We start from the raw sequence: 20,284 nt of genomic DNA, 5'->3' as shown, positions 1-20,284 counted from the left end.
CGTGGCCACAAAAAACGGCAATACAAAACCACTGCGTCAAAAAAGTCCCATTCAGCCTTTGACAACCCTCGTCCCCTATGGCAATTGGCGGCGATACTCGAGAAATCAGTCAACCCAAGGGGTTCTCAATGCCAAAAGAAGAATGGGGTGTAAAACGCGTCTGCCCTGAAACAGGCAAACGTTTTTATGATCTGGGCAAAGACCCAATCGTCAGCCCGTACACCGGTAAAGAATATCCACTGTCCCATTTCGTTTCGGATAAATCCAAAACCACAATGGCCGACAAAGAAGATAAATCCGCCATCAAGAAAGCGACCGAAGCCGAAGACGGCGACGATCTCGATGTACTCGACGATGATGACGCTGATGTGGATGTGGATCTGGGCGATGACGTGTTGGATGATGACGACGACGACACAGTTCCGCTCGAAGAAATCGCAGACGTTGCAACAAGCGACGACGACGATAGTTAATTTTTTGGATTTTCCGCTTGCAAGGTCAGGCGGGACTTCCTAAACACCGTGCGTGCAACCGCACATGTGGGGCCTTAGCTCAGCTGGGAGAGCGCTTCGCTGGCAGCGAAGAGGTCAGGAGTTCGATCCTCCTAGGCTCCACCAATTTCCCAAAGTTCAGAAAATTTCGGGTTTCGCATATCGTGCGTTTAACCCTGTGTGCATACTTGCGAGCCAAAGCCCGCAAGTATGAATTTTAAAGCTTAAGCCGCGATTTGCTTGGCTTTTTGGACCAAAACTTCTGCTTGGCGGATGGACGCATAGTCAATCAAACGACCATCGAGCGATACCGCCCCTTTGCCTGCCGCTTCCGCCTCTGCCATAGCTTCCAGAATACGGTTCGCTTTGGTCACTTCGGCTTCTGACGGGCTCATCACCTCATTGGCCAGCGCGATTTGGCTTGGGTGAATCGCCCATTTGCCTTCACACCCCAAAACCGCCGCACGATAGGCTGCCGCTTTGTACCCTTCCGGATCGGAAAAATCACCAAACGGCCCATCAATCGGACGCAATCCATTCGCCCGCGCAGCCACCACCATATTGGCCAGCGCAGAATGCCACATGTCGCCCCAATGCACTTGGCGTGACCCGTCTTCTGCTGGGTCTGTCAGCACCGAATAATGTTCGTTCACACCGCCGATAACCGTGGTGCGTGCGCGCATGCTCGCGGCGTAATCCGCAACCCCAAAATGCAGGCTCTCATTGCGCTTGGAAGCCCCTGCAATTTCGTTCACATTTTGCATGCCCAAAGCGGTCTCAATGATGTGTTCAAAACCAATGCGTTTTGTGTACCCTTTGGCGTCCTCAATCTGGGTCACCATCATGTCCACTGCATAGACATCTGCCGCTGTTCCAACCTTCGGAATCATGATCAGATCCAGCCGCTCGCCAGCCTGCTCAACCACGTCCACAACATCGCGATACATGTAATGTGTGTCGAGCCCGTTGATGCGGATCGACATGGTTTTGGTGCCCCAGTCAATTTCATTCAACGCTTTGATGATGTTTTTGCGGGCTTGCTCTTTTTCGTCTGGCGCGACCGCATCTTCCATATCAAGAAAGATCACATCAACATCAGATTCTGCTGCTTTTTCAAACATTTGCGGCTGTGATCCTGGTACGGCCAACTCGCTGCGGTTAAGGCGCCCTGGGGCTTGTTCGATGGGGTGGAAAGACATGTTTTAACGCTCCTGGTTGTGCTGCATGATTTGCATAGCGGCCAGAAAAGCGGGCAAAAATTCTCTAAGTCAAGATTTTTTTGGGCGTACTTTTGTATACCAAAACGCGCCAATTACGGGTCGTTCAAGGTCTGTTTTGACCCGTAGTAAAACGCAATCGCTTGGGCGCGATTTTTCACCGAAAGCTTGTCATACATGTTCGACAAATGGAACTTTACTGTGTTCGTGGAAATGCCCAATTCCTTGGACAATTCTCGGTTCGTCAAACCCTTGGACAGCGCCTCTAACATCACCCGCTCTTTGCGGCTCAGACTTTGCATCGGATCGGTCTGTAATTCGCGCACATCAATGAACGGAAATACCATCTTGCCCGCCGCCACATCGGCGCAGGTGTTCAGCAACGCGGTTCCATCCGCAGATCGCGGCGCAAACCCTGCCGCCCCTGCCGTCATAGCCAACCGTGGCAAGTTCTTGGCATTCTCCCCGTACACGACAAACCGTGGCGCGTTGTCTTGTTCGCGCAGAACTTCGATCAGCTTCCCCCCGCCCAACGCAGGCAAATTCCAGTCAATCACCCCCACATCAACCTTCAACCGCATCACCATGCCCAGAAACCCCTCCGCCGTGGCAGAGGTGGCCACCAAAGAGAATCGCGCATCCCGTTCAAAAAGTTCGGACATGGCCGACAAAACCAACGGGTTTGCATCCGCGAGCATGATCTCAATAGGACGATCCATTTCACTATCCTTTTGTTTTTAGAAACAAAATCCCAATAAACTACCCATAAGTATGGGACAGATTACGGTATACCGTCGAATACTCACACAAATGGGTGGTATTTTACCCACCCATAAAGCTACCCAAAAGCAGTAATAGAGTGTGTTGTCCTATTTAGCAATGCGGGGTCTGCTGCCCTCAAGCAATCGAAACCTCGAACACGAAAGAGACCCCATGACGGCAACACTCTTCCCTCAACTCGAAATCCCCGAAACACTGGCAGCGGGTCCAGGGCCTGGAAACACCGATGCGCGGGTGCTGGCAAGATTTGCCGCCGCTGGCGTTGCTGATCACATGCAACCCGATGTGCTGCGGGGCATGGTCGAAGCAAAACACATGCTGCGCGCCGTTTGGGGAACTCAAAACACCTACACATTCGGCGTTGCTGGCACCGGTTGGTCCGCTCTTGATATGATGTTTTCCGCCATTCGCCCAGGCGACAAGGTTGTTGCGTTTAACAACGGCACGTTTTCGGGCATCGACGGTCTGACCATTCGGATCAAAGCGGCCACCGCCGAAGAACTGGCCAAAGACAGCCTCAACCCAGATGCTGCCAGCGTCACAGTGATTGACGTGCCCCACGGCCAATCCGTTACCCGCGAAATGGTGGACGCAGCCCTTGCGGCGCATAAACCAAAATGGGCTTTCATGGCGCATTGGGAAACAGGGTCTGGCCGCATCAACGATCTGCAAGGATTTTCCGACGCCTGCGAAGCACACGGTGCAATGGGCCTCATCGACGCGGTCTCTTCCCTTGGGGTCGAAGATTTCCGCATTGATGATTTTCCTGGTGTGGTGGGTTGGGCTTCCTGCCCGCAAAAGGGCATCTGTTGCCTGCCCCTCACCTATGCGCCCGTGTCCTTTACGGATCGCTTTATCACCGAATTAAAAACAACGGGCGCGGCCACATACGCCAATCACCCCATCTTCGAAGCCCGCCACTGGGGCATCATTGATGGCGAAGACGTGGCACAAGGCACCTATCACCGCACCCACTCGGGCTATGCCGTGGCAGCCTTCCACGAAGCCTTGCGCCTTACTCTTGAACAGGGCGTCACAGCCCGTGCCAAATCCTATCAAACCCATGAAAACGTCCTGCGCGAAGCCGTGGAGTTGATGGGCTGTGAAGTCACATCAAACATGACAAGCCTTGTCGTGCTCAACCTCCCGCCCAGCATGGCGGGCCGCGAGATGGAACTGGTGCAACACTGCCGTGCGCAAAACTTTGGCATCTGGCCAACCCTCAGCGCCCCTGTCCAAGTGCGCATCGGCATTCTGAACCAGTTGAACCGCCACGCCATCACCGAAATCATCAATCGGTTCGGGCAAGCCATCCGCGATCTGGGCGGCGAAGTGGACCAAGACGCCATCAACGCCTTGCTTGATTCACGCTACGGCGTGTCAGTGGCCGCTTAAAACAGGAGAGCCAAATGGACATCCACGAATATCAGGCCAAAGAGCTGTTATCGAACTTTGGCGTTGCTGTGCCTCCGGGCGCACTCGCCTACAGTCCAGAACAAGCCGCCTACCGCGCCCGCGAACTTGGCGGTGAAAAATGGATCGTAAAGGCCCAAATTCACGCAGGCGGTCGCGGCAAAGCAGGTGGGGTCAAACTCTGCGCAAATGAACATGAAATCGAAGCCGCCTGCGAAGATATGTTCGGCAAAAAACTGGTCACACATCAAACAGGCCCCGAAGGCAAAGGCATCTACCGCGTCTACGTCGAAGGAGCTGTGCCAATTGAACAGGAATATTACCTCGGCTTTGTGATGGACCGCTCCAGCCAACGTGTGATGATCGTTGCCAGCGCCGAAGGCGGCATGGAAATCGAAGAAATCTCCGCATCCAAGCCAGACAGCATCGTGCGTTCCACTGTGGAACCCGCAGTTGGCTTGCAAAACTTCCAAGCCCGCGAAATCGCCTTTAACCTTGGCATCGCACCTGGGCTAATCCCGCAAATGGTGCGCACCCTTCAGGGGTGTTACCGCGCTTTCACCGATCTTGATGCGACGATGGTGGAAATCAACCCGCTGGTTGTTACAGGTGACGACCGCGTTATCGCACTTGATGCAAAAATGACCTTTGATGACAACGCCCTGTTCCGTCACCCTCAAATCAGCGAACTGCGCGACAAAAGCCAGGAAGACCCTCGTGAAAGCCGCGCAGCGGATCGCGGTCTGTCGTATGTGGGGCTTGATGGCAAAATTGGCTGTATCGTCAACGGCGCTGGCCTTGCTATGGCCACGATGGACACCATCATGCTCGCAGGGGGTGAACCTGCGAACTTCCTCGATATCGGGGGCGGTGCCACACCCGAACGCGTGGCCAAAGCCTTCCGTTTGGTCATGTCAGATCAAAATGTCCAAGCAGTCTTGGTCAATATTTTCGCAGGCATCAACCGCTGCGACTGGGTGGCCGATGGGGTCGTACAGGCCTTGAAAGATGTGCAAGTGGACGTGCCCGTAATCGTCCGTCTGGCAGGAAACAACGTCGAAGAGGGCCAAAAAATCCTCGCCCAAAGCGGCCTGCCCATCATTCGCGCGAACACTTTGATGGAAGCAGCCGAACGCGCCGTCGGGGCATGGCAAAACGATACGACACTCGGAACTCAGTTAAAGGTGGCGAAATGAGCATTCTCTTAGACAACGATACAAAGGTTATCGTCCAAGGCATCACAGGTAAGATGGCGCGGTTCCACACCCAAGACATGCTGAACTACGGCACCAAGGTCGTGGGCGGCGTGGTTCCCGGCAAAGGCGGCGAATCCGTCGAAGGCGTGCCCGTGTTTGACACCGTCAAAGAAGCAGTGGCCGCAACAGGGGCCGAAGCCTCTCTCGTGTTTGTCCCGCCTCCCTTTGCGGCAGACAGCATTATGGAAGCCGCCGATGCAGGTATCCGCCATTGTGTCTGTATCACCGATGGTATCCCAGCGGGGGACATGATCCGCGTGAAACGCTACATGATGCGCTACCCAAAGGAATCGCGCATGGTTCTTACAGGCCCAAACTGCGCAGGCACAATCAGCCCCGGCAAAGCCATGCTCGGCATTATGCCAGGCCACATCTTCCTGCCTGGCAATGTGGGCATCATCGGCCGATCAGGGACACTCGGGTACGAAGCGGCGGCCCAGCTCAAAGACTTGGGGATCGGCGTGTCCACCAGCGTGGGCATTGGCGGCGACCCCATCAACGGTTCCTCTTTCAAAGACATCTTGCAACGCTTTGAAAACGATGACGAAACCGATGTGATCTGCCTGATTGGTGAAATCGGCGGCCCCCAAGAAGCAGAAGCCGCCGCCTACATCCGCGATCATGTCACCAAACCTGTTGTCGCCTATGTTGCGGGCCTCACCGCACCCAAGGGCCGCACCATGGGCCACGCAGGCGCGATCATCTCTGCCTTTGGCGAAAGCGCCTCGGAAAAGGTGGAAATCCTTTCCGCTGTGGGGGTGACTGTGGCAGAAAACCCGGCCGTCATCGGCCAAACCATCGCAAATGTTATGGGCAAAACCGAAGCACGCGCGTCCTAATCAACAGCGGTTTGCGATACACCTATGCGTCGCGGACCGCGCAAACTTATAACGATCAAAGCCTTTCTCACAAAAATCTTTCTTAACAAATCCTAAACGCCGACACGTCTATTTGGACGTGTCGGCGTTAAAGGTTCGTTTACACAATGGTCCGCCGCCGACATCACCCACGGATACGTTAAAAGCTTCGGATTTCACCCCCTGCCCGCAAACTCCAGCGTCCCATCATCGAAATCTGCAGCAGGCAAATCCACCCGATCTTTGTAAAAATCCTGTGTCATCACCCACGGCTGTTTGTCTCCTTGGCGTGGCATCATATCCAAACTGCGCATTACATAACCCGCATTGAAATCCTCTGGATCAATCCATGGACGCACGGCCATATCCGCATCTTCATCGCGCAGTTTTGGCGTGACAGACGCATATCCTTCCGTCTCCAAATGATCGAGCATGCGACACACATATTCCGAAACCAACCCCACACGCATGGTCCACGCCGTGCGAAAATATCCAAACACATTGGCCAAATTCGGCAGCCCTGAAAACATGATGCCCCGATGGGTGAACGTCTGCGCGGGATCAACCCCCTGCCCGTCTACTTTCAAAACCACATCGCCAAACATTTTCAGGTTCAATCCCGTGGCCGAAATCACAATATCCGCCTCCAACACCTGGCCCGATTTCAACACCAAACCATTGGCCGTGAACCGCTCAATCTCGTCGGTCACCACCTCCACCTGTCCCTGTCGAATGGCGGCAAACAAATCCCCATCAGGAATGCGGGCAACCCGTTGTTTCCATGGCATATATCGCGGTGTGAAATGGGTCTCTACATCATAGTCAGGCCCCAAATGGTCCCGCGCCACCCCGATCATTTCTTCTTTCACCACCTCTGGCTCCACCCGCGTGCGCCGCACGAAATCCTCGCTTTCATACAGGAACCGCCGCCGCATAATCTCGTGATACCACTCATCTGGCAGGCCCAGCGCGCTCAGCGTTTTGGTAAACTCATCCACCTGAGGGCGCGCCATGTAATAGGTCGGCGACCGTTGCAACATGGTCAAAGATGCCGCCTTCCCCGCCAGCGCGGGTAAAATCGTCGCCGCCGTGGCCCCCGAACCGATTAAAACAACCCGTTTGCCCTCGGTGTCTAACCCATCTGGCCACGTTTGCGGATGCACCAACTCCCCCGCAAAATCTTCCATCCCCGCCCAGCGCGGCATATAGCCTTTGGCGTGATCGTAATATCCCGAACAGGTCCACAAAAACCCTGCCGTCAGCGTGTGGGCTCCACTGTCGTCCTCAACCTCAACCCGCCAGTGCTGCGCCGCACTGTCCCAATCCGCGCTGATGACCTTTGTGTTAAACCGTATCTTGTCGCGGATGCCGATTTCATCGACAGCCTCTTCCAGATACTTCAAAATCTCTGGTGCGGTGGCCACAGGCACGCCCATCCACGGCTTCCACGCAAAACCAAACGTAAACAAATCACTGTCTGATCGAATTCCAGGATAGGTGTGCGTGCGCCAAGTCCCCCCAATGGCGGATTTGCTCTCGATCAGGGCATAGCTGTCATTGGGGCGCAACGTATTCAAATGATGCGCCGCATCAATGCCAGAAATCCCAGCCCCGATTATCAGCACGTCAAAATGGTCCATTGACTGTCTCCCTTGGCCTGTTATCAGCCTACAATCGCCTACCCCACTTTGCCAATGCTTTGCCCAAACGACTGCGCGTCACGGTCCGCGAAATGGTCTATGCCGCGCAGGACATTGCACACCACCATCCCACACAGGACAAAGGAGCCGCCCATGCGAAACGTGACCAAAGACATGCCCGCCAACAGCTTACCCGACGGTTGCGCCCTGTCTGGCTCGGTTGATCAAGATGACGTCCGCGTCGATTTTGATCTGGTTCTAGTAAAGGCTTAATCTAATTTCAGCAGTTTTCAGGGAAAAACGCGCACGTAAAGTTTGATTTCTCAAGACGCATCCCAGTCAGAACAACTATCGCTTCATCTCTCGGACCGAGGAATCTCGCCGACACCAGCAAAAAATCTGACCCTATGACATGCTTCAGTCCATCCCAAGAAAGGCGGATCACTTTTTCTTCGGATTTTGCGACTGGCCAGTTGGTGCCACTTTCACTGCGAAATCCTTGTGCAGATGCAAGCGTCTCCCAGACAACTCGCATATCCTCCGCTTCGACTTTGAAATTTGCCACTGTGCAAGGAAGCGGCGTGTTCGCATCTTTCAGGATCAAAACATGTGACCCGCCTTTGGGCGACCAAACCTTCCATTCCTTGCCCTGAATATTCAGACTTTGTGTCAGCTGGTCAGTTTCCTCTTGGGTAAAACGATACAGGTCTTCTACATTCGACCCAACATAGTCTTGCAATGGATCAAGACATTGCTGTTCAAAAAAATTAATTATGTCCTGATTGTTTGTTTCACCGCCTGACTGAGCAATTGCATTCTTCCCCGATAATAGCAGACACACCAAAAGACTTGTCAGCCGAACCGTGCTGAGAATTGTTTCAAACATCAATGACCAGCGCCTCCAACACATCGCGTGACATTACATCCTTAAAGCCTAGGCAAACAACACCGTCCGCCTTCTCCGCGCTCGCATCGCTCACCTCAAACCGCCTCCCCACCACTTGGATCAGCGCCTTACGCCCGTCACTGCGCGTCACAAACCCTTTGGCCCGCACCAGCCCAGCGCCTTCATCCGCCAAGGCCGCCGCCAACGCATCGGCATCAACTGCCCTTTGTGGCATCAAGGTCAGCATATCCAAATGCGCCGCTTCGAAATGTTCCCCACCAGACCGCGCGCGCCCGATAAAGCTGTCGAGCACAGTTTCAGGGGGCACAACACTCTGCGTACTTTCCACAATCCGCACATCACGGTTTTGCACCTGCAACCACATCCGCGTGGCATCCAGAGCGGCTTTAGAAACGAGATCCACTTTGTTGAGCAGGATAATATCCGCATCTGAAATCTGACGCGTCACCGTATCCCCCATATACTTGTCCCGTGCCGATTTCTGCACCGTTTCCGCATCCGCCAATATCACAATCCCATCGGATCGAAACGCAGGCAGAAACACCAGCGAGTTCACGATGGACGACGGGATCGCCACACCACTGCTTTCAATCAACACATGATCGGGTTTTGGCTCCATCGCCGCCATATCTGCCAACGCCGCAGTCAGATCACTGCCAAAGGAACAACACACACAGCCCCCCGCAATGGAAATCACATCATCGTCTTGCGCTTCGATCAGATCTTCATCAATGGCCAGCTCGCCAAATTCATTCACCAGTACGGCGAGGCGAACCCCATTTGCATTGCGCAACAAATGGTTCACCAGCGTTGTTTTACCCGCGCCAAGGTAGCCGCCAATAACCGTTACAGGAATCACAGATCGGCCGCCGCGAACACACGCCCCCCTTGGACCGTCCCCCAGACAGAAATCTCCTTCAACGCATCCCCCGATGCCTCTCGTGGATCGGACTCAAGCACCGCAAAATCCGCCTTCTTGCCGCTTTCAATGGACCCCACTTCATCATCCATATGCAACGTATAGGCCGCCCCTAGCGTAATCGCCCAAAGCGCCTCATCTATTGCAATCTTTTCATGCTCTCCTTGCGTGCGCCCAGATGCCGTAATGCGGTTCACCGCGGCCCATGCCGTAAACAATGGCCCGAGCGGTGTCACAGGCGCATCCGAATGAATCGCTATGGGAACCCCTGTATCAAGCGCCGTGCGACAGGCGTTCATGCGCAGCGCCCGTTCTGGTCCCACGGTCAAACGGTAATGTTCATCTCCCCAGTAAAAGTGGTGATTGGCAAACAGGTTCACACACATATTCAGCGCCTTCATCTTGCGAAACTGCGCTGCGTCCGCCAACTGACAGTGCTGCAAGGTAAAGCGGTGATCGGGATGGGGCACCTCACGCAACGCTGGCTCCAACGTTTCCAGAACCATCTCTGTGGCTTCATCCCCGTTCGTGTGCGTATGCACCTGCACATCTGCCTTCAACGCGGCACGGTACAATTCTGCCAATTGCTCAGGCGCGGTATACCACAGCCCGTTTGGCGCACCGTTGTGATACCCAGGCCAACGCATCCGCGCCGAAAACCCTTGAATCGATCCATCCGCCACGGCCTTGATGCGCCCAAGACGACACATATCCGTCGCCTTTTCCTTTAACGCCAACACCCGATCCACCGTTTCTTGCGCCGTGGCCCCCATGAAAAACTTCAACGGAACAACCCGCGCAGGGTATTGCGGCTCGCCTGTCACACGCAGCATGGCCTCCACACTGTCATCTTCCAATCGGGCCGCCAAATCCGTGATCGTGGTCACACCCGTACGCACACACAACTTGCCAAAATCGCGCAACCCTTGCTCGTCACTGTCCGTCAGCGACCGATTGAAACCCACATGCTCCCCAACGGGTGTCATCGTATCAGGGCCATACAACTCCCCTGTGGGAATGCCATCTGCCCCCAGCGGCATTCCGGGATGATTGATCCCCGTTTTCAACAGCCCCGCCAGCTCTAGCGCCTTGGAGTTCACGTTCAAAATATGCCCTGATGCGTGCAATACCCCAATAGGCCGCGTGGATGACACACTGTCCAAATCTTGCCGCGTCACCCGTTTGTTATCCAGGTAAATCGGATCAAGCGACCAGCCAGACAAAGGCGCATCAGGGTCATCCATCTTGGCTTCCGCCTCTTTCAGGCGATCCAACACCGCCTCAATGGATTTCAATCCATCCCAAGATTTGCCATCGGGGTCCATCCGATCAAAGAAACCGCAATACACATAGCGCCACAACGTGCCTTCCATTGTGTGCGCATGTCCCTCTACAAAACCGGGCATCAACACTTTATCAGCGAACCGCTCATCAAGCATGTAATCCCCCCAAGTTTCCAATTCTGCCAAATCCCCAACCGCCAAAATACGGCCATCGCGCACCGCAACATGGCTCGCCTCTGGGCGACTTGGGTTCATTGTGATGATCTTTTTGGCGGAATATATGGTGGTCGCAGTCATGGCAGGCATCCTTCTTCACAAGTTAACGAAACTCTAAGCCGCATTCCATCAGCACCTCAATTGCTTTCTTTCCCCTGCGTAAAAAATTGTGACTCATAAGAAATTTTCCTTGTCGTTGCGGAAATACTCAGCGTAGGCTCGAACCATAAAAACAATAAACACGTTAACCAACAGAAGGACTTGTCTCATGAGACACATTTTCAAAGGCCTGATGACAGCTACCGCGCTCGCATCCATGGTCGCAACAGCGGCACATGCCGACGAACCTAAAAAAGGCGGCACACTTGTCACCGTGCTCGGCTCCAACGTGCGCAATCTGAACTCTGCCGTGCAATCTGGCATCGTGACGGGCTTTCCAGGCGCACAGCTGTTCGCCTCCCCGCTGCGCTACGACGAAAACTGGGAACCACAGCCCTATCTGGCGGAAACATGGGAAACATCCGAAGACGGCCTGACCGTCACGTTGAACCTCGTGAAAAATGCAAAATTCCACGATGGCACACCGCTCACATCCGAAGACGTGGCGTTTTCGGTTGAGGTGATCAAAGCGAACCACCCGTTCAAATCCATGTTCGCTCCTGTGGAATCTGTGGAAACACCAGACGCACACACCGCTGTTCTGAAACTGTCCAAACCACACCCAGCATTGATGCTGGCGATGTCTGGCCAGTTGATGTCCATCATCCCAAAACACATCTACGGCGACGGTGAAATCACAGACGTCAAAGCTCACCCGCGCAACAACGAAAACGTTGTCGGCTCTGGCCCGTTCAAACTGGTGGAATTCAAGAACGGCGAACACGTCATTCTAGAACGCTTTGATGACTTCTTCATCGACGGCCGCCCATACCTTGATAAAATCGTTATGCGGATCATCACCGATCCAGCAGCCCGCGCCATTGCCTATGAAAACGGCGAATTGCACATGGGCGCGTTCGAATCCCTGCCCCGCATTATCAACCGCCTCAAAGGTGTGGACAGCTTGACAGTGACACCAGACGGCTACGGCGCGATTGGTCCGCTTGATTGGCTGGCCATGAACACAACCAAAGGCCCGTTGGCCGACGTGCGTGTGCGCAAAGCGATTGCCTATGCAGTGGACAAAAACTTCATCCACAAAGCACTGATGCAAGGCACCGCCGCAGATTCCACAACAGGTATCCACCCAGACAGCCCGTTCTATGCGGCGCAAGATGGCTATGACCTCGATCTGGAAAAATCCGCAGCATTGCTTGATGAAGCAGGCTATCCAGTCAAAGACGGCTCTCGCATGTCTCTGACCATTGATTTCGGTTGGCCAGGTGTGAAACCACAAGTCGAATACGTCAAAGCGGCCCTAAAAAAGGTCAACATCGACGTCGAAGTGGTCTCCTCCGCTGACTTCCCAACATGGGCGAAAAAGATGGGCACAGGCGACTTTGATATGTCTTGGGACACCGTATTCAACTGGGGCGATCCAGTGATCGGCGTTCACCGCACATACGATTCATCCAACATCCAAAAGGGCGTTTGGTCCAACACTCAGGGCTATTCCAACGCCCGCGTGGACGAACTGATGGCCATGGCTGCGGTTGAAACCGATGATGCAAAACGCAAAGAACTCTATGCAGAATTCCAAGCGATCATCGCGGATGAACTGCCAGTGTACCATACGAACACACTGCCGTATCACACTGTTTACAATACAGAAAAAGTGGGCAATCCACCGATCGGCATCTGGGGTACATCCACGCCAATCGACATGACCTACTTGAAATAAATATCTTTGCGCGGCGGGACCTCTCGCCGCGCAATTGCCAACACGTGCATTAAATACACAAGGGCTGCCTCCCCGTGAATTTCTTACAAACCCTCATCGTCCGCGTGGCCTATGCCATCATCCTGTTGCTTGCCGTCTTGGTGCTCAACTTTTCTATGATGCACCTAGCGCCCGGCGATGTGGCCGACACAATCGCGCAAGCCAACGGCGGAGCTGACGCCGAAGTGCTCGCCGCAATCCGCGCCGAATATGGCCTTGATCAACCCTTCCTCGTGCAGCTTGGCCGCTATATCGGCAACGTGCTCCAAGGGAACCTCGGCTACTCATTTTATTACCGTGAACCCGTCACCGAACTCATTTTGCAACGCATCCCCGCAACACTCCTTCTGGTGTTCTCCGCCCAAATCCTCGCGCTTCTAATTGGCGTTCTACTTGGCGTCATCTCAGCGCAAAAACCAAACGGTCTCACCAGCCACTTTGTGACCTTCATCGCGCTCTTTGGCTACTCCGCCCCTGTGTTCTGGACAGGCATCCTGCTGCTCATCGGCTTTTCACTGCAATTCCAATGGTTCCCCGTTGCAGGTATGCGCGATGTGACAATCGAAGGCGGCTTCTGGGTCAAATCATGGGACGTGCTTGTTCACCTCATCCTGCCTATGATTACCCTCGCCTCTGTGTTCCTTGCGCTCTATTCGCGCCTCACCCGCGCCACCATGCTTGAACAACTGCGCACCGATTACGTGCGCACCGCCTATGCCAAAGGCATGCCGCACGGCACTGTCGTCTACCAACATGCTCTTAAAAACGCGCTCTCCCCTGTTATTACACTCGCAGGTCTGCAATTCTCTGCCGTGATCTCTGGCGCTGTTCTGGTCGAAGCCGTCTTCTCTTGGCCGGGCCTTGGTACACTTGCCTTTACATCCATTCTGGCCCGCGACACGCCAACGATCCTCGGCATCCTGTTCTTCTCTGCCCTTGTGGTCATCATTGGCAATCTTCTCACGGACCTTGCACAAAAACTCGTGGACCCACGGATCGGAGGCAAAGGATGAGCGATCTTTCCGTCAACACCACCACCAAATCTCAATCCCCATGGGGCGAAGCATGGGGTCGTTTCCGCCGAAACTACGCTGCTCTTGGAGGGTTGGTTGTCCTCAGCCTGATCGTCTTTGGTGCCATCTTTGGCCCAACCCTCTACGGCATCGACCCGTTTGAAATGGTCTGGGCGCCCTTCTCTCCCCCAGGGGTAGACGGCTATCTGCTTGGCACAGACTACCTTGGCCGCGATCTTATGGCGGGCATCATCAACGGCGCACGCGTCTCCATCATCATCGGTGTCTCCGCCGCCTTTATGTCCGTCGTCATCGGCGTGTCCGTTGGCGCTCTCGCAGGCTTTTATCGCGGCTGGGTGGAAGAAGTTCTCATGCGCATCACCGAATTCTTCCAAGTGTTGCCAACCCTCTTGTTTTCCATGGTCATTGTGGCCCTCTTTGGCGCATCTTTGCCCATGATTACCGTTGCCATCGGCGTTGTCTCATGGACAGCCGTGGCCCGTATCACCCGATCCGAATTCCTGCGCATCCGCGAGTTGGAATTCGTCATGGCCTCCCGCGCGTCTGGCACACGACCATTGAAAATCATGTTCTCCGTGATCCTGCCCAACGCCCTGCCCCCGATCATCGTGCAATCCGCTCTTATGGTCGGCAGCGCCATCCTGTTCGAAGCAGGCCTCTCTTTCCTCGGCCTCACGGATCCAAACGTCGTGTCATGGGGTCAAATCATCGGCTCCAACCGCCAATACATCCTAGATGCAGGCTACACCGTCACCATCCCAGGTGTGGCGATCTTCATTACCGTGCTGTGCATTTCTTTGGTGGGCGACGGGCTGAACGACGCACTCAACCCCAAACTCAAAGACCGCTAGACTTGATCAAATTTTGACCAATTTTCACGGATAGTCCCAAAAACCAATACCCACCCCTTGCACCAAAGGGATGGGCAGACTACCTCCGCCTTGGGGACAGTTGAAAAGGGACATTTACGTGAGCGACTCAATACTCTTTCTCGCCATTGCGCTCCCCATTTGCCTTGGCATCGTTGTTGTGTCCGCTGGCTTTTTCGTCAAAGGGGCCGTGGCCATTGCTCACCGCCTGTCCGTTCCTGAATTCATCGTCGGCTCTGTTATTGTGGCCGTTGGCACATCAGCCCCCGAAGTGGCCATCAACGTCTCGGCTGTTCTGGGCGAAGCAGGCGATATCGTTATTTCCAACATCATCGGCTCCAATATTGTGAATGTGGGTCTTGGCATTGGCATCGCTGGCATGTTGATGCGCTTTGAAAAGGCGCGTCCTGAATACACCAAAACCGTGATACTGGGCCTGTTTGGTGCGATTGCATTGCTGATCAACACATTTGTCACCACGAACCTGTCGCTCGCTTCTGTATCCGCTCCCTTTGCGTGGGGCCTGCTCGCCGCTTTTGCCTATTTTATGTATCGCACGCTCACCACCTCTGATGGGGAAGATGACGAAGATTTCGATGTGAACACGCCGCTCGCCCTTGCCATCCTATTGGTCGTCGGCGGTGCTGCGGCCATGGCGTTCTTTTCTGACCTCGCCGTGGAATACGCCGTAAACCTATCGCAATTCATTGGCATCCCCGAAGCCGTGATCGGCGCCACCGTCATCGCCGCAGGTGGCTCCTTGCCAGAGGTCTCCTCTTGCATCGCCGCCGCGCGGATCAAACGCCCGAACCTGATCCTTGGCAACATTGCAGGCAGCCAAATCTTTAACATCCTTGGCATCCTCGGGCTTTCAGGCGTGATCAGCAGCTTTACCTACCGCGGCTACCTCTGGGTCGACATCGCGATCCTCATCGCCATGACGCTGATTTTGCTTTTATGCATGACCCGCCCGGGCCCGCGCCGCTTCAAAGGCCCTCTGCTCGTCGCCAGCTATTCCGCCTACGCCGCCTACCTCATCATCATCGCGCTTTAAACAAAGCCGCTTCTTTTGAGCAAAAATATCCCGGGGTCCAAGGGGCAGCGCCCCTTAAGCGGAAACCACAATCCTACGACGCGCAGCAAGATCAGTGAAGTATTGCCAAACGGTCGGCTTTGCGCAGCAAAACGAGCCGAAAACCTAACTGGAAACCACAATCCCACGACGCGCGGCCAAGTCGGTAAAGTATTGCCAAGCCACACGCCCAGAACGGTTCCCCCGCGTGGCCTGCCACTCAATGGCTTCGGCCCGCAGATCATCATCCGAAATCTCAACCCCATGGGCATCACAATACCCACGGATCATCGCCAGATAATCATCCTGATTACACGGATGAAAGCCGAGCCACAGACCAAACCGATCAGACAGCGAAACCTTCTCTTCAACCGCCTCAGCAGGGTTAATCGCAGTGGAGCGTTCATTTTCAATCATATCACGCGGCATCAAATGGCGGCGGTTTGACGTGGCATAAAACACCACATTTGCAGGCCGCCCTTCGATCCCCCCATCTAAAACCGCCTTTAACGATTTGTAATGGGCATCATCATGGCCAAACGAAAGATCATCGCAAAACAGCAAAAACCGCTGATCGTGCGCGCTGCGCAACACGTTCAACAACCGCCCAATGCTCGGCAAATCTTCGCGCTGCACTTCTACCAGCTTCAAACCGCCCACTTGCGCATTTGCCTCTGCATGGGCCGCCTTCACCAGCGATGATTTCCCCATGCCCCGCGCACCCCACAACAAAACGTTATTCGCAGGCAAGCCCCGCGCAAACATCAACGTATTGTCCATCAAAGTATCGCGCGACCGATCAATCCCAACCAGCAAACCAATATCCACACGGTTCACATGGGCCACAGGTTCCAACCGATCAGGGGACACATGCCACACAAAGGCATCCGCTGCGCCAAAATCAGGGGCAGCCAAAGGTGCTGGCGAAATCCGTTCCAGCGCCTCTGCAATGCGCGTCAGCGCATCCTCAAACATCACAATTCCTCTGGGTGCTTGCCTGTGGTCTCAGACGCATCTTCATCGTCATAATACCCTTCGGCACGCAATTTGGCCTCTTGTTTGCGCTCCACCATGATCACCAACCAGATGGAAATTTCATACAGCATGTAAACCACACTGAACAAAATCACCTGTGTAATCACATCAGGGGGCGTCACCACTGCGGCCAAAACCAAAATGCCCACAACCGCATATTTCCGCGTATTGCGCAGCCCTTCGGAACTCACCAAACCTGCCATCCCCATCAGGGTCAACAGCACAGGCAACTGGAAACAAATGCCAAAGGCAAAGATAAATTTCAGCGTTAAATCAAGGCTTTCCTTGATCGACGGCAGAATAACCGTTTTCACTTCGCTTGGGTCAGTGGGCAAAACATCATCGTCCCCCCCTGCCACAAATTCCGACACCAACGGTATAATATCCGCAAATCCTACAAAGAACCGCATGGCCAGCGGCGTTACCACGTAATGGGCGAAACTCGCGCCCAGCAGAAACAGCAAAGGCGACGCAATAATAAAGGGCAGAAACGCACCTTGCTCATTTTTATAAAGTCCGGGGGCCACAAACCGCCACAGCTGAAACGCAATCACAGGAAAGGCCAACATAAACCCGCCGATGAAGGAAATGCGGAAAAACGCAAAGAATTTTTCCTGCGGCGCGGTAAAGATCAGGGTCGCATCCTGTCCATATTCCACCAAAATCTTGGCCAAGGGCCGCACAAGGAAATCAAGCAGCGGATCGGCAAAAAAGAACACAATCAAAACAGCCGCCAACAGCGCATACACACAGTACAACAGCCGCGTGCGCAGCTCCGCCAGATGTTCGATCAGGGGCGCGGCGCTGTTTTCAACTTCATCAACGTTGCTCATGTTTTACTCGTCTTGGCCGCTGGCTTTTTCGCAGCTGGCTTTTTCGCTGCCGCCGTTTTCTTCGCTGCAGGTTTCTTGGCAGCCGTTTTCTTCGCCGCAGGTTTCTTCGCAGCCGTCTTTTTCGTCGCTGGCTTTTTCGCTGCCGCTTTCTTGGCCGCTGGCTTTGGCGTTTCGTCTACAACTTCCGAGTTTTCGACAACGTCAACACCTTCAGGGGGCCACTGCCCTGCTGCTTCATTCGCTTCTTTTGCGGCGGCAACACGGGCGGCGTGTTCGCGCGCCGCATCAACCTTTTTGGGCTCAAAGCTGGACTTGTAATCATTCATCGTGGTCTTGATGTCATCCAGACCCAGATTTTTCATCGACGCGGCCCGTTTCACATCTGCCGCCACATCACCAACGCCACTGTCATCTGCGGCCTGTTCCATCGCACGTTGGAAATCACGTGCCATACCACGGGCCTTGCCCACAAACTGTCCCACCTTGCGGAACATTTGTGGCAAATCCTTTGGCCCAACAACAATCAACGCCACAACGCCGATCACCGCCATTTCAGGCATGCCGATATTAAACATGAATGCGCTCCGCTTAGACCCGCGATCCAGAAAAATCGATTATGATTTGTCTTTTTCAGGTGTCACGTCTTTGGCGTCTTCCATCGCCGCGGCTTCCAGCTCTTCTTTGCCTTCATTCACCCCCTTTTTGAACGATGTGATGCCTTTGCCCACTTCGCCCATCAAAGATGAGATTTTACCACGACCGAACAGAACCAGCACAACCACAGCAATCAACAAGATGCCAGGCAGGCCAATATTTTGAATAAACATCGGTGTAAGTGTCATAAGGTGTCTCCCAACGTGGCGTGAACATCACGCGCTATAACTATCACCGCATACACTTATGGATTTTTCCCAGAGGTTCAAACCCCAAACGGTCGCAATCGCGTGAAAATGGGAGAATTTTTCCAACAGATCGCGCCATTTGGGGGATTGTCCTGCCCCAGACCCCGAAAATGCAAGGTCTGGGCGCAGGTCTCAGCTTGCCGCAGCGGGCCGCGACAAACGTGTCACGATTGCAATAACCCCAAGCCCGATCCAAACAACTTGGATCAACGCCGAAGCCAAATTGAAGTTCTGTGTCAGGCTGATCAATACAAACGTCGCCGCCGTTGTGTTCAGCGTGAAAAACAACATGCCCCTGCTGTCGATCCGCTGAAACGTTACCAAAGTATAAGACGCCAAATAAACGATGAAACCCAGCACACCAATCCCGTTACAAATCAGGGATAAATCAAAGATGCTCATAAGGTCGCGCACACTGCTAAAATGATCTGACATTACAATCTCCAAAATCAATCGTAAGCCGACCCTAGATCAACGATCCGTCCAAAAGTGTGATGCGAGGCACTGTTTGAAAATAAAATTGAACGCCGTTCAATTTTTTACACTTTACTCACTGGAATTTCACAATTTTTACGTCTTAGGGAAAACGAAACACCGATCCCGTCGCATGGACAGCCATAAAACACGGCCCAACTCTGGCAAGAATACACCAGGTACAGTCACATGCAGCCGTGATCCATCATAATCCATTTCAAATTCCACCAGCGAATGGCTGCCCAAATACCGCGCCCGTGTCACCTTGCCTTTTGCAGGTGTGCCCTCTTGCACCGTTGGATTCGGCCCGCGCCCTTTGCGATCAAAATCCAACCGCAAATGCTGGGGGCGGATAATGATCTCAACCTCGGTCCCATCCACGGCCCCTGGCACCAGAAATTGCCCAAATGGGGTTTCCGTCAGCGCGTTTTTCACAACCCCTGACACGATATTAATGTCAGAAAAGAACGCTGCCGCCTCGCGGTCTACAGGGGCATTGAATATGTTATATGGCGCGCCTTGCTGCACGATCCGCCCGTCCCGCATCAATGCGATTTGATCGGCCATGCGCATGGCTTCTTGCGGTTCATGGGTCACCAGCAACACCGCCGTGCCCTCATCTTTCAACAATTCTAACGTGCGATCCCGCACCTCATCGCGCAGCCGATCATCCAGCCCCGAAAACGGCTCATCCATCAACAACACACGCGGACGCGGCGCAACTGCACGGGCCAGTGCCACACGCTGTTGCTCACCGCCAGACAATTCATGGGGATATTTGCGATCATATCCTTGCAGGTCCACACGCTCTAACATTTCGCGCACCCGCGCCGCACGATCCTGTTTTGATCCGCTCAGCCCAAAGCCAATATTTTGCGCCACATCCAAATGCGGAAACAGTGCGAAATCTTGAAACATCAATCCGATGGACCGCACTTCGGGGGGCATATGATGCGTGCCATCCGACACCAATTGCCCATCCACCAAAACCGCGCCCGCATCCTGCTGTTCCACCCCTGCTGCAATACGCAGCGTGGTGGATTTCCCGCAACCAGACGGTCCAAGCAGGCAAATCACCTCCCCTGCGCGCAATTGCAACGACACGCCATTAACGGCAGTTTCGCCACCAAACCGGTGCGAAATGCTCTGCAATTCCAATCGAGGGGTGTCCTGGGCGGCCAAGGGGCGCTCCGCTGTTATTCCTTAC

The 20,284-nt window shown here is 54.1% G+C and carries 20 protein-coding genes and 1 tRNA gene; 9 read left to right on the top strand and 12 right to left on the bottom strand.

From position 1 onward, the window contains the following. Positions 1-128: 128 nt before the first annotated feature. Complete coding sequence (locus QBD29_RS08425; protein WP_280100857.1) at positions 129-473, top strand: TIGR02300 family protein; 345 nt, start codon at positions 129-131, stop codon at positions 471-473. 68 nt (positions 474-541) lie between these two features. After that, positions 542-617: transfer RNA gene (locus tag QBD29_RS08420), tRNA-Ala, on the top strand. Between the two features lie 98 nt (positions 618-715). Here the strand turns inward: QBD29_RS08420 and QBD29_RS08415 are convergent. Both QBD29_RS08415 and QBD29_RS08410 read right to left on the bottom strand, forming a co-directional pair. Continuing rightward, positions 716-1,690: a CoA ester lyase gene (locus QBD29_RS08415; RefSeq protein WP_280100856.1), complete on the bottom strand. Its 975-nt coding sequence runs from the start codon at positions 1,688-1,690 to the stop codon at positions 716-718. 113 nt (positions 1,691-1,803) lie between these two features. After that, a complete protein-coding gene (locus tag QBD29_RS08410; RefSeq protein ID WP_280100855.1) occupies positions 1,804-2,427 on the bottom strand; it encodes a response regulator transcription factor in 624 nt (207 codons plus the stop codon). Positions 2,428-2,641: 214 nt separating this feature from the next. On the opposite strand from QBD29_RS08410, the gene QBD29_RS08405 reads away from it, so the two are divergent. Genes QBD29_RS08405 through sucD form a run of 3 tightly spaced genes read left to right on the top strand, consistent with a single transcriptional unit; the run spans position 2,642 to position 5,996 of the window. Further along, positions 2,642-3,883: an aminotransferase gene (locus QBD29_RS08405; RefSeq protein WP_280100854.1), complete on the top strand. Its 1,242-nt coding sequence runs from the start codon at positions 2,642-2,644 to the stop codon at positions 3,881-3,883. Between the two features lie 14 nt (positions 3,884-3,897). Next, a complete protein-coding gene (locus QBD29_RS08400) occupies positions 3,898-5,097 on the top strand; it encodes a malate--CoA ligase subunit beta (protein ID WP_280100853.1) in 1,200 nt (399 codons plus the stop codon). Beyond that, the gene (sucD, locus tag QBD29_RS08395; protein ID WP_280100852.1) at positions 5,094-5,996 is read left to right on the top strand and encodes a succinate--CoA ligase subunit alpha; all 903 of its coding nucleotides are present in this window, start codon (positions 5,094-5,096) and stop codon (positions 5,994-5,996) included. The genes QBD29_RS08400 and sucD overlap by 4 nt, the downstream gene beginning before the upstream one ends. 194 nt (positions 5,997-6,190) lie before the next feature. Here the strand turns inward: sucD and QBD29_RS08390 are convergent, their stop codons facing one another. The 4 genes from QBD29_RS08390 to QBD29_RS08375 all read right to left on the bottom strand — a co-directional run bounded on the left by QBD29_RS08390 (position 6,191) and on the right by QBD29_RS08375 (position 11,060). Next, positions 6,191-7,654: an NAD(P)/FAD-dependent oxidoreductase gene (locus QBD29_RS08390; RefSeq protein WP_280100851.1), complete on the bottom strand. Its 1,464-nt coding sequence runs from the start codon at positions 7,652-7,654 to the stop codon at positions 6,191-6,193. 280 nt (positions 7,655-7,934) lie between these two features. Beyond that, positions 7,935-8,543 (bottom strand): hypothetical protein, encoded by a 609-nt coding sequence (locus QBD29_RS08385; protein WP_280100850.1) that lies wholly within the window; start codon positions 8,541-8,543, stop codon positions 7,935-7,937. After that, entirely contained in the window at positions 8,533-9,420 is an 888-nt protein-coding gene (locus tag QBD29_RS08380) for a CobW family GTP-binding protein (protein WP_280100849.1), read from the bottom strand. The genes QBD29_RS08385 and QBD29_RS08380 overlap by 11 nt, the downstream gene beginning before the upstream one ends. Next, the gene (locus tag QBD29_RS08375) at positions 9,417-11,060 is read right to left on the bottom strand and encodes an amidohydrolase (RefSeq protein ID WP_280100848.1); all 1,644 of its coding nucleotides are present in this window, start codon (positions 11,058-11,060) and stop codon (positions 9,417-9,419) included. The genes QBD29_RS08380 and QBD29_RS08375 overlap by 4 nt, the downstream gene beginning before the upstream one ends. A gap of 187 nt (positions 11,061-11,247) precedes the next feature. Here QBD29_RS08375 and QBD29_RS08370 point away from each other — a divergent pair, with 187 nt between their 5' ends. The 4 genes from QBD29_RS08370 (at position 11,248) to QBD29_RS08355 (ending at position 15,815) form a co-directional block, all read left to right on the top strand. Next, entirely contained in the window at positions 11,248-12,819 is a 1,572-nt protein-coding gene (locus tag QBD29_RS08370) for an ABC transporter substrate-binding protein (protein WP_280100847.1), read from the top strand. Positions 12,820-12,893: 74 nt separating this feature from the next. Next, on the top strand, positions 12,894-13,871 hold the full coding sequence (locus QBD29_RS08365) for an ABC transporter permease (protein ID WP_280100846.1): 978 nt from the start codon (positions 12,894-12,896) through the stop codon (positions 13,869-13,871). Next, positions 13,868-14,743 (top strand): ABC transporter permease, encoded by an 876-nt coding sequence (locus QBD29_RS08360; protein ID WP_280100845.1) that lies wholly within the window; start codon positions 13,868-13,870, stop codon positions 14,741-14,743. The genes QBD29_RS08365 and QBD29_RS08360 overlap by 4 nt, the downstream gene beginning before the upstream one ends. A 118-nt stretch (positions 14,744-14,861) precedes the next feature. Beyond that, positions 14,862-15,815 (top strand): sodium:calcium antiporter, encoded by a 954-nt coding sequence (locus tag QBD29_RS08355; RefSeq protein WP_280100844.1) that lies wholly within the window; start codon positions 14,862-14,864, stop codon positions 15,813-15,815. Between the two features lie 144 nt (positions 15,816-15,959). On the opposite strand, the gene QBD29_RS08350 is transcribed toward QBD29_RS08355, so the two are convergent. From QBD29_RS08350 to QBD29_RS08325, 6 genes are all read right to left on the bottom strand, one after another. Beyond that, on the bottom strand, positions 15,960-16,808 hold the full coding sequence (locus tag QBD29_RS08350; RefSeq protein WP_280100843.1) for an ATP-binding protein: 849 nt from the start codon (positions 16,806-16,808) through the stop codon (positions 15,960-15,962). After that, the gene (tatC, locus tag QBD29_RS08345; protein ID WP_280100842.1) at positions 16,808-17,701 is read right to left on the bottom strand and encodes a twin-arginine translocase subunit TatC; all 894 of its coding nucleotides are present in this window, start codon (positions 17,699-17,701) and stop codon (positions 16,808-16,810) included. Before tatC ends, QBD29_RS08350 begins: the two co-directional genes overlap by 1 nt. After that, entirely contained in the window at positions 17,698-18,276 is a 579-nt protein-coding gene (gene tatB / locus QBD29_RS08340; protein ID WP_280100841.1) for a Sec-independent protein translocase protein TatB, read from the bottom strand. Before tatB ends, tatC begins: the two co-directional genes overlap by 4 nt. 39 nt (positions 18,277-18,315) lie before the next feature. After that, a complete protein-coding gene (locus tag QBD29_RS08335; RefSeq protein ID WP_280100840.1) occupies positions 18,316-18,543 on the bottom strand; it encodes a twin-arginine translocase TatA/TatE family subunit in 228 nt (75 codons plus the stop codon). Between the two features lie 192 nt (positions 18,544-18,735). Further along, a complete protein-coding gene (locus QBD29_RS08330; protein WP_280100839.1) occupies positions 18,736-19,038 on the bottom strand; it encodes a hypothetical protein in 303 nt (100 codons plus the stop codon). A gap of 135 nt (positions 19,039-19,173) precedes the next feature. Beyond that, complete coding sequence (locus tag QBD29_RS08325; protein ID WP_280100838.1) at positions 19,174-20,259, bottom strand: ABC transporter ATP-binding protein; 1,086 nt, start codon at positions 20,257-20,259, stop codon at positions 19,174-19,176. Between the last annotated feature and the right edge of the window lie 25 nt (positions 20,260-20,284).

The sequence above is a fragment of the Amylibacter sp. IMCC11727 genome (genome assembly GCF_029854195.1).
GTDB lineage: Bacteria > Pseudomonadota > Alphaproteobacteria > Rhodobacterales > Rhodobacteraceae > Amylibacter.
The sequence above is the reverse complement of the archived record's forward strand: the minus strand, read 5'-3'. Positions and strand labels throughout refer to the sequence as shown.